A 14485-nucleotide genomic window follows, 5' to 3' on the forward strand; every position below is an offset into this window, starting at 1 on the left:
GCCGGGCTGCATCTGGAGGGCGAGACCCGTGGTATCACGGTGATGGATCTGGTGCGCGAGTTTGTGGCGCGGGCCGACCTCGCGTTTACCGAGGGGGATTTCATAGGCGTTGACCTGGAGCAGACCGTCAAGAACGCCATGGCGCGCCTCCGGGACGAGGCCGCCGAGGAGCCGGAGGCGCGCCGCACGCCGTTTCGCGACGTGATGGCCACGTTGAGCATCGATCGGGGACGGATCGCCAACGACGAGTTGCGCATTCGCACGCCCGCCTTTGATATCCGCGGTGTGGGTGAGGCGCATCTGTTCGACCACACCGTGGACTACTTACTGAACGTGGAGCTGGTCGGCGAAGGCGCGGACGGGCTCGAGCGCCTCCGCGGTGTCACGTTGCCGCTGCGTCTTGAAGGCTCTCTGCGCTCGCCGAGTATCGGCATCGATCTGCAGGAGGCCCTCACCAGCGAGCAGCGCCAGCGCCTGCGCGAAGGTGAGGCGGCCATTCGCGAGCGTGCCCGCGAAGAAGAGGACCAGGTGCGGGAGCGGCTGCGCGAGGAGCGCCAGGAGCGCGAGGAGGAGCTGCGCGAGCGCGCCCGGGAAGGGCTGCGGGGGCTTCTCAACTGATGCCGGTGTGCCGGGACGAAGCCCAGCAATTCAGCGCACGGATATTGGCGTGGTACGACCACAGCGGCCGCCACGGGCTGCCCTGGAAGCATCCGGCGACCTCCTATCGTGTCTGGGTCTCGGAAATCATGCTGCAACAGACCCAGGTCAGCGTCGTCGTACCGTACTTCGAGCGCTTCATCGCCCGCTTCCCGGATGTGGCGACACTGGCAGCCGCACCCCAGGACGAGGTCCTGGCGCTGTGGGCCGGGCTCGGCTACTACGCCCGGGCGCGCAACCTCCACCGCGCCGCGCAGCAGATCGTGAGCGAGCATGACGGCGTCATGCCGGCGCGCCGTGAGGCGTGGGAAGCGCTGCCTGGCGTGGGGCGCTCCACGGCCGGCGCCATCGTGTCGCTGTCCACGGGGCAGCGACACGCCATTCTCGACGGTAACATCAAGCGCGTGCTGACCCGCTACGGCGCCGTCCCCGGGTGGCCAGGCCGAAGCGCCGTGGTTCGTGCGCTCTGGCAGTGGTCGGAAGCCCTGACCCCCAAGCGGCGCTGCGCGGATTACAACCAGGCGATGATGGATCTGGGCGCGACCATATGCACACGGCGCGCGCCGGCCTGTACCCTGTGCCCAGTCAGCGGGGGCTGCCGGGCCTATGCGCAGGGGGAGGCAGAGGCCTACCCGGAGCCTAGACCGGCGAGGCGCATGCCGGTAAGACACACGCGCATGGTGCTGCTGGAGTCCGAGCGCGGGCTGCTGCTCCAGCGCCGGCCTCCCACGGGAATCTGGGGCGGGCTGTGGAGTTTGCCGGAGTGTCCCGTGGACGAGGAGCTAGCGGCCTACTGTCGCGAGGAGCTCGGTTTACTGATCGAGCCGCCCGTGGCTTGGCCGTCATTTCGACACACATTCAGCCACTACCATCTGGAGATTCAACCGGTTCATGCCCGTCTGGCCGATTCGGCGGATCGCGTCATGACAGGGCCAGAGACCATCTGGTATAACGGCGCTTCAATGCCGGGGCGCGGCGTTGCCGCGCCCGTCAACCGGCTACTGCAACACTGGCAGCGAGGAGCATGACCCATGGCGCGCACTGTGCACTGTGCCAAGCTGGGCAAGGAGCTGGAGGGGCTGGATCGAGCACCCTATCCCGGAGAACTTGGCCAGCGGATCTACGAGAACATCTCCAAGCAGGCCTGGCAGCAATGGATGAACCACCAGACCATGCTTATCAACGAATACCGCCTGACGCCGGTCGATCCCAAGGCGCGCAAATTCCTCGAAGGTGAGATGGAGAAGTTCCTGTTCGGCGAGGGCGCCGCGCCGCCCCCCGATTACCGGCCGCCCGAAGAGTAAACCCAACGCCCACGCGGTGCCCTGTGGCGCGCCTTGACGCACCCGGCGCGATCGGGTTCAATGAGCCGCTTCCGGCCGGGTAGCTCAGTCGGTAGAGCAGCGGACTGAAAATCCGCGTGTCGGCGGTTCGATTCCGTCCCCGGCCACCAATTCATGCAGATACTTAATCCTCCCGTTTCGCGGTAGCCCTCCCAGGCTCTCGCGCTGCAGGTGCACAGCCTGGTGCACAATAGCCATCGTCGCTTGCGCAATATCTTGTGGGAGCAATGGAGGAAGCCGCGGACCTGGTATTGGAAGCTGGTTGCGCTGGGCGTGGAGGCGGAGCGTGCGCGCAAGGCCACTGCCACCGCCCGTGGGGCTTGGTGGAATGCGGGGGCCTCGCACATGCACGCGGCGGTGACCAATCGGTTACTCGCCCACTGGGGGCTTCTGAGCCTTCTTGGTCAACCTCGGTCCTGGCAGCCGGTCACTTGAACCGCCGTGTACGGCTCCGTACGCACAGTAGGGTGGGCGCTGACGCCGGGGGCAACCCCGCCTCCGACCCTGAGTGACTTTAGATCCTCTACTTCGACCAGGAGTGGGTTCCAGCCGCCGGGTTCCGGTCGACGGCCATCTGGCAATGGGCGAGCGGCCGAATTTTCTGGACCGCTGATCCATAGCGTCAGCGCCTGGATAGAAACGGCAGCGATTGCGGAATCTACCTGCTTTTCCAGTCTGAACCCCAAGTGTTTGGTATAGAAGTCTACGGCACGATCAACGTCGTGCACGAAGTATCGAATTGCAGCCATATTGATTAATCCTTGAGCCCCGCCGTCGTCCAACGCTGAACTAACGAGGTATGAGCGTCCGGTTGAGTGTCTTGTGTCCACGTTGGCGCAAGGAGCTTCAGGATTGCAGCTCAGATAAAACACTTCTGAAGCTTTCCAACCCCGCTTCCAGGTTCTCGATGATGTCTTCGGCGATGTCGTCGGGCTCGGGCAGATTTTCCAGATCACCCAGGGATTTGTCGCGTAGCCAGAAGATGTCGAGGCTGGTCTTGTCGCGCTTTAAGATCTCTTCGCGGCTGCAGCGGCGCCAGCGGCCTTCGGGGTTGTCCTCGCTCCAGGTTTCCCGGCGCTTTTGGCGTTCGCCGGGCTTGTAACATTCGACGAACTCGCGCAGGTGTTCATCTCGTAGCGGTTTCTTCTTGAGGGTGTGATGGATGTTGGTTCGGTAGTCGTAGAACCAGACGGCGTCTGTCCACGGCTCGGCGCGGCCGGGGCGGCCGTCGAAGAAGAGCACGTTGGCCTTGACGCCGTGGGCGTAGAAGATGCCCGTGGGCAGGCGCAAGATGGTGTGAAGCTCGGTGGTCTCCATCAGCTTGCGGCGCACGGTCTTCCCTGCTCCGCCCTCGAACAGCACATTGTCCGGTACGACCACGGCAGCCTGGCCGTTTTCCTTGAGCAGGGTTTTGATGTGCTGGACGAAGTTGAGCTGCTTGTTCGAGGTTGTGGCCCAGAAGTCCTGGCGGTTGTATTCGAACTCCTCGCGCTCCTGCTCGCCGGCCTCGTTGGTGATGGTGAGCGTGCTTTTCTTGCCAAAGGGCGGGTTGGCCAGCACATAGTCATGCCGCTTCGGCTGTTCCGCCAGCAGCGCGTCGGTGGGTGAGATGGTCGGTTCATCGCCGATATCGCCGATGTTGTCGGGGAAGAGGTTCATCAGGCACATGCGCCGGGCGCTGGGGACAATCTCGTTGCCGTAGAAGGTGTGGTGCTTGAGCGCCTGCTTTTGCTCCCCGGTCATTTCGGCCATGTGGTGGTCTTTGATGTAGTCGTAGGTGGCCAGGAAGAAACCGCCCGTGCCACAGGCTGGGTTGCAGATGGTCTTACCCGGCTGCGGCCGGACGCATTCCACCATGGCCCGGATCAGCGGGCGGGGGGTGAAGTACTGGCCAGCGCCCGATTTCGTATCCTGGGCGTTGCGCTCCAGCAGCCCTTCGTACATATCGCCCTTGACCTCGGCATCCAGCATCACCCAGGTTTCGTCATCGATCAGGTTGACGAGGCGGGCCAGCTTCGCCGGGTCCTGGATCTTGTTCTGGGCCTTGGTGAAGATCTGGCCCAACATACCCTTTTCCTTGCCGAGCTCGCGCAGTAGCTCGATGTAATGACCTTCCAGGTCCGCGCCCTTGCGGGCCTTGAGGCTTTGCCAGTTGTACTGCTCGGGGATGCCGGCGTCCCGGTTCCAGGGCGGCCGGCTGTATTCGTCGGCCATTTTCAGGAAGATCAGGTAGGTGAGCTGCTCCAGGTAGTCGCCGTAGCCCACGCCGTCATCGCGGAGCATGTGGCAGAAGTTCCAGACCTTGGAGACGAGGTTTTCGGCATTCATGGCGTCGCGGTCCTTATCGGTTTCGTTGTCCCGCTTGCTCGATATCCATGGGCGGCAAATCGAATAGCAGGCGCACAAGCTCCCGGTTGATATAGTAGTTCTCGCGTCCGAGCCGGTGCTTGTCGAGAATGCCGCCCTTGGCCAGTTCGTCCAGATAGCGCGTTGCCGTCGCTCGGGACACGGCCAGATCCTTTTCCACAAAGGCGACCTTGGTGTACGGGTGGCGGAAGATGTTGTTGATCAGGTCCTGGCTATAGAACTTGTAGCAAGACCGTATGAAATGCTTGTGCTGCTGCAAGAGCTGGCCAATCGCCTGTACTAACGTGGTGGTGTGCCGCGCAGTCAACTCGACACCGCGTAGCAGGTACAGGAGCCAGCTTTCCCACTCGCCGGTCTCCCGAACCTTTTGCAGCTCGTCGTAGTATGCGGGTTTAGTCTGACTGATGTAACGGCTCAGGTAGAGAATGGGCGAATCCAACAATCCCTCACGGACCAGAAACAGGATGTTGACAATGCGACCGGTGCGACCATTGCCATCGTAGAACGGGTGAATCGTCTCGAACTGGTGGTGTGCGACCGCAATGCGCACCAGCGGGTCTTCCGGACCGTCCGCATGAAGATAGCGTTCCAACTCTGCCATCAGATCGGGTACCCGTTCCGGTGAGGGCGGCCGGTACACGATCTCACCCGTCGACTCGTTTCGTAAAACAGTGCCCACCGTCTTGCGAAAGCCCGCTTCGTTTCCCTCCAGCAAGGCCTGGATGCTGAGAATCGTGTTCAGTGTCAGCAATTCCGTGTCGCGCACCGCCCTGAACCCGACTTGCAGGCCGTCCGCATAGCGGGCCACTTCCTTGCTGGTCGCGTCCACAGACTCTGGCTGGAGCTGATAACGATAGAGGGCATCCTGGGTGGTGATGATGTTTTCGACCTCGGAACTGCTCTGCGCTTCCTGAAGAGACAGCGTAGAAACCAACAAGCCTTCGTTAGGGATCGTCTTTGCCACCCCCTTGAGTTCGGCCAGACTGCGATGCGCTGCCACCAGTGCGCGCAGCACCGAAGCGCTCTCCAGCGGAGCCTTTGGGGGAAAGTGATCCCGAATGTCCAGCGCCATCGCTGACTCCTGAAACCCGCTCGCAGTGACGCTCTCAAAAATTGGTATTTTTGAGAAGTTTTACCGCAATCTTCTCAAATTCCGGCAAATCTGAACAGAAGCCCCCTCGTCGGCCCCGAAAACCGGCGTTCACTCCGTACGTGCCTGATTGTCGCTGACGCCTTCCGCGATCAGGTTTATCACCAGGCGCACCATCAGATCCTTGGCCTTGGGGTCGCTCTCGGCGATCAGAAGGGTCAGGGCGGTCAGGCCCTGCTCGTTCAGAGTCAGGCGCATTCGTTCCTGGCGCAGGTAGAGCAGGAAGAGAAAGGCGCCGGAGCGCTTATTGCCGTCGGAGAAGGGGTGATTCTTGATGACGAAGTACAGCAGGTGGGCGGCGCGTTCCTCGCGGGTCTTGTACAGGGGCTCGCCGAACATGCTCTGTTCCAGATTCCCCAGAATCGAGGCCAACCCCTCGCCCCGGTCCCGCGCGAACAGCTCGCTGGCTTCGCCCCGGTAGCGCAGTTCAGCCGCCAGGGCATCCAGGGCGAGGCGCGCCTCTTCCAGCCCCAGCACGCCCCGGGCCGGGCGGGCGCCGGGCGGCGGGCCGAGTGCGCCTTCGTCGTAGTCTTGAAGGAGCCGCCAGGTGCGTGAATAACCCAGAATCAGCCCCACTACCTCCTGCCCCAAATCCGAAACCAGCTCATGCCGGGTGAGCGTCTGGCCAAGCAGCTCCACCGCGTGCTCCAGTTCGGACAGACCCTGCCGGGCCAGGCGGTGCTCGTTGAGGCTGTAGCCCTGGGTCAGGTGCTCGCGGAGGACGCGAGTGGCCCACTGGCGGAAGCGGGTGGCGCGGCGTGAGCTGACCCGATAGCCCACGGAGATCACGGCGTCCAAATCGTAGTGCTTGAGCCGTCGACGCACCTGGCGCTTGCCTTCCTGACGAACGACTAAGAACTCCTTAGCAGTTGCCGATTCCGACAGTTCTTCATCCCGATACACATTCTTCAGGTGCATCAGGATATTCTCCGGTGTGGTTCCGAACAGCTCCGCCATTTGCTTCTGGGTGGCCCAAAGGGTCTCCCCCTCCAGCCGTACTTCGACCGGATGTGTTTCATCCTCGAAAATCACAATCTCACTCATACAGCCTCCCTGCTGTCTGTTTCATAAACACTCCAGAGTCCCCGGTCCCGGTGTCCGAACGCCATATTGCTTCGACCTCTGCGGTGAGCACTCATGACCGCTCCTCTGCTGCAATGTAAGCCTGATCGGGGCGGTTCGGCTCATTCGGAAATTTGCGTTGCAACTGACCCTTAAGCACCAGCGGTGTGAAATAACGATGCTGCAAATAAGCAGGATTGCGCTCAAGGAGCGCTGCCAGCTCGCGCAAGGACCAAGGACGCTGTGCACACAGGGCCAGGATGGCGGACTCCAACCTGCCGGTATCGCGACTCCGTTGCCCCAACCCTTCGATCTGGTGGCGCAGCGACTCAGGAAGTTAGCCCAACAGCGACTCCCTAGGTAAGCTCTCGGAGTCCCTAGATAAGCCGGAGAACAGATCGCCTTCCGCTTCAGCGGGCGGAGGGCCGAGCCGTTCTCCCGGCACATAGTAGGTGGCCGGGCCGCGCGGCAACCTGCTTGACTAGCCCCAGATCGCGCAGGCGCGAGAGGCGCTGGCTGGCGGCAGGGTATCGACCCGGTTGAGGTCACGGTAATCGGAGTTGGTGATCCGTCCGGTTTCCCGAAGAAAGATCAGCGCCCGCTGCTCGTCCTCAAGCAGCCCCAGATGCCGGAACTGGCCGAGCCAGGCAATATCCGCCTCGGTCAGAAAGTGGTGGAAGGGGTAGGTGGCGGCGAACTGGTCGTTGTGACGGTCCGAATCAAAGCTAGGGGGAGAAAGCCCGGCCTCCTTCATCAGCCGACGCATGACGCGGATGCCGCTGCCCTTGGTCTCCGCCAGCCCCATTTCGTGCAGCACGGAGGCAATCACCGGGTTGCGCCACTGCGAGCCCGGCTTGCCCAGATTCTCCGGTGCCTTCAGGGAGTAACCCGGGTTCTGCACCTCCAGCCGATTGCTGTAGCGCAGCAACTGGATGGGCTGCTGGCGCTGGTAGTTGCGGTGCATCACCGCGTTCACCACCGCCTCGCGCACCACCTTGTCCGGCAGCACCGTCTTCTCACCGCGCCGGATTTCTCCTTCCGGGAGTTGGAAAGCTCGCGGAAGGTCGTCCAGCACCGCCGCCGTGGCGCGCTGGATCAACCGGGGCAGGCTATCAAGGATAAAGGATAAGGATAGGAATTCCAACCGCTTCCTCGGCAGGATCGCCCCGCCGAGTTGACGCGATCAACCCGCGAAAGGGCCCAATACAATAATACAATAAAGGGGACAGAATTATTTTCTTCGCCGACCCGCGGGGTGATCGTCACCGCCCGAGCCGCCTCGACGGTGTACGATTTCCTTTCGCGCTTCTTCACCCCGCCGTCGGGGTCGACGAGGACCCGGTCACCGGCTCGGCACACTGCGTGCTGGCGCCGTGCTGGGCGGAGAAGTTGGGGCGGAACGATCTGACCGGTTACCAGGCGTCGGCGCGCGGCGGGGTGGTGCGGGTGCGGGCCGAGGGGCACGGCGTGCTCCTCGGCGGCCAGGAGGTCACGGTGCTGCGGGCGGAGCTGGTGTAGAGCGGCTACTCGAAGCCGCGGAAGAGAGGCGGCACCTCGATGCTCAGCGTCGGGCCACCGGGCACCGGCGTCCAGCTGACGGTCTCCGCGTGGACGATGGGCTTTGCAGGCTCTTCCAGCGGGCGGTAGACCTCGACGTGCGCGGTCTCGGGGTCGGCGATCCAGTAGAGCGGAACGCCGAAGCGGGTGTACTGCCGGAGCTTGGGGCCGCGGTCGATGCGCGCGGTCGAATCGGAGAGGATCTCCACGACCAAATCCGGTGCAGCCTCGATGCCGCGGTCGCTGATGATGCCGACACGCTCGCGCCGCACGAACACCAGGTCGGGCTCGACGTACTCGCCCTCGGCGAAGAGCACGTCGATGGGGGCGGTGAACACCCAGCCGAGGCCGTGCTCGTTGACAAAGTTGGCGAGCTGGATGTTCAGCCGCTGCGAGATCAGCTGGTGCCGGGGCCGGGGAGCGGGAGTCACGTAGAGCTCTCCTGCAATCACTTCGTACCGGTTCCCGTCGTTGGGGAGCCGGGCGAACTCGGCGTAGGTCCAACCGGTCCCGGGGAGTGATGTCGCCATGGGTCGGTTCCTCCTGCTGAATAAGCTAACACGGCACGGTGCCGCGATCTAACGAAACGGGAACGCCGTTCATCGCCTGCCCGTGCGCCCTGGGGCTGGCGACACCAACGGCATTGATGGTGGGCTCGGGCATGGGCGCCGAGCGGGGTGTGCTGATCCGCTCGGGCTCGGCCATCCAGAGCCTCAAGGACATCAAGGCCATCGTCCTCGACAAGACCGGGACCATTACCAAAGGGGAACCGGCCCTGACCGATGCGCGACCGGCGCAGGGGTTCACTGAAGAGCAGGTGCTCGCCGCGGCGGCGTCCGTGGAGGCGGGCTCCGCCCAACCGCTGGCCGAGGCCATCGTCCAGGGGGCGAAGGAGCGCGGTCTGGCTGTTGGCAGCGTCACCGGCTTCCAGTCCCACACGGCCCGCGGCGTGGAGGCGCAGCTCGACGGCGAGCGCGTGCTCGCCGGCAGCCGCCGGCTGCTCACCGAGCACGGCTTGGATGTCACCGACCTGGAGGAGCCACTCACTGCACTGGAGTCCGCAGGCAAGACCGCAATGCTGGTCGCCATCGGCGATCGCCCGGCGGGCATCGTGGCTGTGGCCGACACCATCAAGGACGACTCCGTCGCGGCCATCGAAGCGCTGCACAGGCTTGGCATCACCTGCGTCATGGTCACCGGTGACAACGAGCGCACTGCGCGCGCCGTCGCCGAACAGGTGGGCCTTGACGAAGTCCCGGCTGGCGTCCTGCCCGAAGGGAAGGTGGAGGCCATTCGCCAACTCCAGCAGCGCTACGGCCAGCACGTGGCCATGGTGGGCGACGGCATCAATGATGCGCCGGCGCTCAAGCAGGCCAACGTGGGCATCGCCATCGGCGCCGGGGCGGATGTTGCCATCGAGGCCGCGGACGTGACGCTGGTGCGCGGAGAGCTCACCAAGGTGGTCGAGGCCGTTGAGCTCTCGCGGCTAACCTTCCGCAAGATCGTGCAGAACATGTTCTGGGCCTGGGGCTACAACGTCGCCGCCATCCCCATCGCCGCCGTGGGCCTGCTGCACCCGATGATCGGCGTCATCGCCATGACGGCGAGCTCGCTCTCCGTCATCGGCAACTCGGTGCTGCTCAAGCGGGCGAGGCCCGGCGGCAAGATCGCGTGAGCGCATCACTGGGCACACTCGCCGTGACCGTGCCCTTATTGTCTCGGCACAGCGCCGGCGGCACGGGCGCCGTGCACAAGACACCGACATGCGGGTACTGCGACGTCTATCTTCGAGTACCTGGAGGCCAAGGGCTTTGAGCTCGAGGTGGTCGATCACGACAGCATGGCGCCGATCTTCGAGGAGGCGGGCATCGACCGCACCATGGCGAGTTGCCATACCACGGAAGTGGGCCCCTACACGGTGGTCGGCCACATGCCCGTTGAAGTCATCGAGCAACTGCTCGAGGAGCGCCCGATAATCCGTGGCGTCACCCTCCCCGGAGCGTGCCATCCTGGCCATCTACGCACGTCAAATTCGTTGGATCGGTCCGGGATAACGCTGCAGTACCTCATCGACCGTGAGCAGAAGAAGCCCTTCTGTCTCGGCCTGGACAACCAGTATCCGGTCGAACGGATCCTTGTGCACATCCGGCAGGTGCGTTACAGCAGCCGTATGCTGCGACGTAATAGCGAGTTCCCGGTAGCCGTTCTCGATGAGGCCGCGACATAGCAAGTGTGGATCCGCGCGGAAGTCCGACCGGCCCAGCCCGCTCTTGATGGCCACCTCCCAGATACTGGCCGCGCTGAACCAAAGCACATTCTCCGTAGACGAGATCAGTTCCCGCGCGCGCGGCGTGAGACGCCCCGGTTCTCCTGCGGCCCAAAGCAGCACGTGGGTGTCTAGTAGGAGATGCACTTCACTTCCCGAAGAGCTCGGCGATTTCCCGCTCGCCCATCCGATCGAAGTCGTCCGGAACGGAGATATGCCCCTGCATGAATCCCAGTCGACGCTCCTGACCCGGCTCCGGACTCTGGAGTGCCGCGACCCGCACGACCGGTTTACCGGCCCGAGCGATGATGAACGGCTCACCACGCTCCGCCTTCTCGATCAACTGAGAGAGCCGTGTTTTGGCCTCGTGGATGTTGTAGGTCTTCATGGCAAGATCTAGCTAAGTCTGCTTAGTTCAGTTGTGAGTCTACGCCGCCGTAGCGAGAGCCGCAAACACCCTCGCCGACGCGGATGTATCGACCCCGTGACGCCCCATCCATAGTAGAACCTGAAGCAGTCCCCATTTCGACCGGACACCCTGATCGTTGACCGCAAGGCAATCACAGATGTTTCTTACACCGCGACGCCGTAATCGCCACCGTCACGGCGTTAAGCACCGCGAATGGCAGGATCATCCAGTTCGGATGCACGGGCACGGGTATGGCCGGGTATAGACCACCCACGCCATGGCAATGGACGGCGCCATGAGTCGCTTCGCATGGTGGTACACAAAGCTGCTCTCACGGCCGCCGCCCCAGCGGCGCAGTTCCCGCGGCACGAGCCCATCGATCACAGCTACCAGGCTGAAGAGCACAAACACCGGCATGGCCAGGGTCAGCACACCCAGACCCAAGGAGTGGTTCTTTACGGGGCGTTGTGATGCTTCTGCCGCAAACCACGGCCGACCATGGCGGTATCAGGACTCTTTCTCGTGCTGTACGGGGCGCGGGTCCTGTCGGCGCCCATGGTGATTGTCGGTGTCTTGCTGCTGTATTTGGCGCGCCGATAGAAACCAGCAGGTAGGCACTCGCAGCATCATCGAGGACTTGCATCTCCCCAATAATTGAAACCTGCAAATTTCGGCGTCTTTGGCAGGTAGCCAGTCTCCATGCGGCCAATACCGAACCCCGCACCCGCGATGAGGCGAGGAATTGGCCGGTTGACATTGCACCCACCAGCCACCCTTCGCCACAGCGGGTTGATCCGGTCCTGCCACTGGCGCACGTTCTCGTCCGGCGCGCTGCCGTGCTCACAGAAGAGCAACCGGCCGCCGGGCTTAAGGACGCGGCGCATCTGTTCAAGCGCACGATGCCAGTCTGGAATCGTGCACAAGGTATAGGTGAGCACGACGGTGTCGGCGCTGTCATCCTCCAGGGGGATCTCTTCAGCCGGCAAGTCCAGCCAGCGGACCTCGAACGGAGCGCCGGCTAGACGCTTCCGGGCCTTGCGGCGCATGCCTTCGGAAGGTTCGAGCCCCCACACCAACTCCACCTTGTCGGGGTTATAGTGCGGAATATTGAGACCCGAACCCATCCCGACCTCCAGGACGCGACCCTGCGCCTCCGGCACCACCTTGGCCCGCTGCCGGTCAACCACCCGGGTGCCGCACGCCAGGTGCAGGAGAAGCGGCAGGACATGATTCTCATAGAAGGACATGAAAGGCGACCTCGTGGTGCGTGAGCAGGCTCGGGTTTACCCTTGGTGCAAGTACTTCACCAGCGCCGCAATGGCAAGAATCAGCACGACCAGAATCAACAGCCCGATGAGTAGCGGAACAATCATGAAACCACCCATCATCTCGGCCATGGTGCCACCATTCATCATCCCGCCGCCCATGCCGCCAGAGCCGGAACCGCTCTGAGCGAGCGTAAACCCGGCCCAGAGCTGCGGCCACAGCAATGACAGGCTGATCATAAGTCGTTTCATGTCAAACCCTCCCGGCGAACGCCCGCTGTACCCATGCATGAAGTGGAGTCGGTCAGACGACCGTCAACAAGCATCCGGCTTACTTCGTGCGTTCCACGATTTCTCTGAAAAACTCCACCATCGCCCGGGTGTGCCAGTCGGCCTCTCCAACGAGACGGCCTAACTCCCTGCCTTCCCGATCCAGTAACAGTGTGGTTGGCACACCAAAGGCGTCGAGCTTCCGGGCAGCTTGCCCGGTTTCGTCGATGTAGATGGTGAGATGCTGTACGTCGATGTCGGCGAAGAAATCGTCGACCACGCTGACGCCCGCCTGGTCTATGGAGAGCGTCACCACCTTGAATTCGGAACTTCCCAGTTCAGCCTGCAGCCGGTCCAGTGTGGGCATCTCCTCTCGGCACGGCGGGCACCACGTTGCCCAGACATTGAGCACCACCACCTGCCCCTCGAAATGGGCGAACGTCATCGGGTTACCGTCACCATCCGTGAACGGCACCTCCGGCAGTTCCTGAGGTTCCGCGCGGAGCTTGAAACCTTGCGGCCCGGTTTCACCGCTTGCAGCCGCCTGTGCGCTGTCAGAGGCTTCATCATCGTCCGACGAACACCCTGTGGCGAGCACCAAGGCAAGGAACAATGGCACTAATAGCCCTGCTCGGATCGACGTGAGGGAGATCGCCGATTCAGCGGCGTGAGTGCTCATCATTAACCAGGGCATTGACGTAGGACACGAGATTGACCGGTTCAAACGAGAGCCCGTGGAAACGCGCGCGCATCTGTCCCGTCTGATCAATCACATGGGTGACAACGCCGTGCATCTGCATGGCCTCTTCTTCCACCGGCACGAACTTGAGACCGTAGGCCTCGGCCACCTTCACCGTCGTGTCAGCAGAATCTTCTTCGCCTCGGAACAGAAATCGCCAATTTGACGAGTCGAGGCCGAACGACGTTCGGTATCCACGCATCAGCTCGCGCGTGGATTGCACATCCTCGGTATCGGTGGCAATGGTGATGAACTGCACCTGCTCAGCCATACCCGCCGCGTTGATCATCGATTGCAGACGGCTGATCAGGACCATGTGGGTCGGGCAGTCCTCTGTACAGCGCGTATAGATGAAGTTCAGCACCACGACCTTACCGGCGAGATCGTCCAGAGCCAGGGTCTGACCGTCGACACCGGCCAGGAGGAAATCGGGGGCTTTGTCGTCGACAAACTAGGCGTACCGCTCCCGCTCATTGAGATCCCCTTCCAGTTCATGGAGTGAATGGCCCGCTACCGGCAGCGACACCAGCACCACGGCGGCTGTCAGCGCGAAGGCGATGACGTGGTTCATTTCTGGTCCTCCGGGGGATTCTCCAGTTGGAAGAAGGTGTATGAGACACTGACCGCCCCATGACGCGGGGACATTTCAGGGGCGATAAAGGAGGCAAAGGTCAGTTCGCGCAATTCACCCGCCTCGAACTTCTGTTGCTCGAAGCAAAAGCACTGCAGCACTTCCACGTGCTGGCTCGCCAGACCCGGCACGATACTGTGCACCGCCTGCACCCACCCCGCCTGATCAGTGAAATTGCGTGCCGTGTAGGTGACCTCGGTCAGTTCGCCGGGATGCACCTCGAACTTGCTCGGGCTGGGCGCTCGGAACTCCAGCGGCATCCCCTGATAGGTGTTGGCCAGGAAGTCCACCGCACCCTGCCGCGATTCGTCGATTTGCACGGACTCGGTCTGCGACGCTGTGAGACTGTGCTCCCGCTGTTGATCCCCAGAATATCGCAGAGCACGTCATACAGTGGTGGCAACACAAAGACGGCAAAGGCGAACATGCCCGCACTCGTCAGTGAGAGTTTCCAGGCGAGTCTCTGGTTCCTAACCGCGAGGCTCATGACTGTCTCTCTCCGATTGGTCGCCCTCCTTCACTGCTGGCGACAGGAAGCTGGCGGGGCACCTTGGAGAAGCCCCGCTGCCTGCAGAACACACCTCCGGATCAAGCAGCAATTCTAATTATGGCGCTGACGCCAGTGCCTCTCGGGCGTCGGCGCGCAGCGGATAGAGGAAGATCCGCTTGGGAGCGGCATTGTGGCGACGATGGTCACGGTCCTGTCGGCCACGGCCGGTGGTGAGGCCGACATCGAGCCAGTTGGCGGCACGGTAACAGGCCCCGGAGA

Annotated in this window: 15 protein-coding genes, 1 tRNA gene and 5 pseudogenes; 7 read left to right on the top strand and 14 right to left on the bottom strand. The window is 62.8% G+C overall.

Annotation, left to right across the window (positions count from 1 at the left end):
• The 4 genes and pseudogenes from QZT63_RS11700 to QZT63_RS11715 form a co-directional block, all read left to right on the top strand.
• A pseudogene (locus tag QZT63_RS11700) lies at positions 1–618 on the top strand (hypothetical protein); the annotation flags it as partial.
• Positions 618–1685 (top strand): A/G-specific adenine glycosylase, encoded by a 1068-nt coding sequence (gene mutY, locus QZT63_RS11705; protein ID WP_290651399.1) that lies wholly within the window; start codon positions 618–620, stop codon positions 1683–1685. The pseudogene QZT63_RS11700 and the gene mutY, both read left to right, overlap by 1 nt.
• Before the next feature lie 3 nt (positions 1686–1688).
• Positions 1689–1961 (top strand): oxidative damage protection protein, encoded by a 273-nt coding sequence (locus QZT63_RS11710; RefSeq protein WP_290651401.1) that lies wholly within the window; start codon positions 1689–1691, stop codon positions 1959–1961.
• Positions 1962–2034: 73 nt separating this feature from the next.
• A tRNA-Phe gene (locus QZT63_RS11715) sits at positions 2035–2110 on the top strand.
• 294 nt (positions 2111–2404) lie between these two features.
• Here QZT63_RS11715 and QZT63_RS20095 read toward each other — a convergent pair.
• The 5 genes from QZT63_RS20095 to QZT63_RS11735 all read right to left on the bottom strand — a co-directional run bounded on the left by QZT63_RS20095 (position 2405) and on the right by QZT63_RS11735 (position 7723).
• Complete coding sequence (locus QZT63_RS20095) at positions 2405–2749, bottom strand: VOC family protein (RefSeq protein WP_366636845.1); 345 nt, start codon at positions 2747–2749, stop codon at positions 2405–2407.
• Between the two features lie 97 nt (positions 2750–2846).
• Positions 2847–4328, bottom strand: coding sequence for a class I SAM-dependent DNA methyltransferase (locus QZT63_RS11720; RefSeq protein ID WP_290651403.1), 1482 nt, complete (start codon positions 4326–4328; stop codon positions 2847–2849).
• Between the two features lie 13 nt (positions 4329–4341).
• A complete protein-coding gene (locus QZT63_RS11725; protein ID WP_290651404.1) occupies positions 4342–5439 on the bottom strand; it encodes a Fic family protein in 1098 nt (365 codons plus the stop codon).
• A gap of 129 nt (positions 5440–5568) precedes the next feature.
• Positions 5569–6561 (bottom strand): RhuM family protein, encoded by a 993-nt coding sequence (rhuM, locus tag QZT63_RS11730; protein WP_290651406.1) that lies wholly within the window; start codon positions 6559–6561, stop codon positions 5569–5571.
• A gap of 499 nt (positions 6562–7060) precedes the next feature.
• On the bottom strand, positions 7061–7723 hold the full coding sequence (locus QZT63_RS11735) for an ATP-binding protein (protein ID WP_290651408.1): 663 nt from the start codon (positions 7721–7723) through the stop codon (positions 7061–7063).
• 218 nt (positions 7724–7941) lie between these two features.
• Here QZT63_RS11735 and QZT63_RS11740 point away from each other — a divergent pair, with 218 nt between their 5' ends.
• Positions 7942–8097, top strand: a complete 156-nt coding sequence (locus QZT63_RS11740; protein ID WP_290651410.1) for a hypothetical protein — start codon at positions 7942–7944, stop codon at positions 8095–8097.
• Between the two features lie 5 nt (positions 8098–8102).
• Here the strand turns inward: QZT63_RS11740 and QZT63_RS11745 are convergent, their stop codons facing one another.
• On the bottom strand, positions 8103–8666 hold the full coding sequence (locus tag QZT63_RS11745) for a Uma2 family endonuclease (protein WP_290651411.1): 564 nt from the start codon (positions 8664–8666) through the stop codon (positions 8103–8105).
• Positions 8667–8737: 71 nt separating this feature from the next.
• Between QZT63_RS11745 and QZT63_RS11750 the strand changes: the two are divergent.
• Positions 8738–9811 (top strand): annotated as a pseudogene (locus QZT63_RS11750) (heavy metal translocating P-type ATPase); the annotation flags it as partial.
• A 204-nt stretch (positions 9812–10015) separates the two neighbouring features.
• A pseudogene (locus QZT63_RS11755) lies at positions 10016–10123 on the top strand (DUF411 domain-containing protein); the annotation flags it as partial.
• A gap of 39 nt (positions 10124–10162) precedes the next feature.
• Here QZT63_RS11755 and QZT63_RS11760 read toward each other — a convergent pair.
• The 8 genes and pseudogenes from QZT63_RS11760 to QZT63_RS11800 all read right to left on the bottom strand — a co-directional run bounded on the left by QZT63_RS11760 (position 10163) and on the right by QZT63_RS11800 (position 14096).
• Positions 10163–10549 carry a type II toxin-antitoxin system VapC family toxin gene (locus tag QZT63_RS11760; protein ID WP_290651412.1) on the bottom strand — a complete coding sequence of 129 codons (387 nt, stop codon included), beginning with the start codon at positions 10547–10549 and terminating at the stop codon, positions 10163–10165.
• Between the two features lies 1 nt (position 10550).
• Complete coding sequence (locus tag QZT63_RS11765) at positions 10551–10790, bottom strand: type II toxin-antitoxin system prevent-host-death family antitoxin (RefSeq protein ID WP_290651414.1); 240 nt, start codon at positions 10788–10790, stop codon at positions 10551–10553.
• 172 nt (positions 10791–10962) lie between these two features.
• A pseudogene (locus tag QZT63_RS11775) lies at positions 10963–11258 on the bottom strand (DUF4400 domain-containing protein); the annotation flags it as partial.
• 179 nt (positions 11259–11437) lie between these two features.
• Complete coding sequence (locus tag QZT63_RS11780) at positions 11438–12058, bottom strand: class I SAM-dependent methyltransferase (RefSeq protein ID WP_290651416.1); 621 nt, start codon at positions 12056–12058, stop codon at positions 11438–11440.
• A 36-nt stretch (positions 12059–12094) separates the two neighbouring features.
• Positions 12095–12328 (bottom strand): hypothetical protein, encoded by a 234-nt coding sequence (locus QZT63_RS11785; RefSeq protein ID WP_290651418.1) that lies wholly within the window; start codon positions 12326–12328, stop codon positions 12095–12097.
• Between the two features lie 79 nt (positions 12329–12407).
• Positions 12408–13040 carry a TlpA disulfide reductase family protein gene (locus QZT63_RS11790; protein ID WP_290651420.1) on the bottom strand — a complete coding sequence of 211 codons (633 nt, stop codon included), beginning with the start codon at positions 13038–13040 and terminating at the stop codon, positions 12408–12410.
• Positions 13006–13521 (bottom strand): annotated as a pseudogene (locus QZT63_RS11795) (SCO family protein); the annotation flags it as partial. The gene QZT63_RS11790 and the pseudogene QZT63_RS11795, both read right to left, overlap by 35 nt.
• Before the next feature lie 131 nt (positions 13522–13652).
• Positions 13653–14096, bottom strand: a complete 444-nt coding sequence (locus tag QZT63_RS11800) for a cytochrome c oxidase assembly protein (protein WP_290651423.1) — start codon at positions 14094–14096, stop codon at positions 13653–13655.
• Positions 14097–14485: the final 389 nt, after the last annotated feature.

The organism is Aquisalimonas sp., from assembly GCF_007120195.1.
In the GTDB taxonomy this organism is placed as follows: Bacteria; Pseudomonadota; Gammaproteobacteria; order Nitrococcales; family Aquisalimonadaceae; genus Aquisalimonas.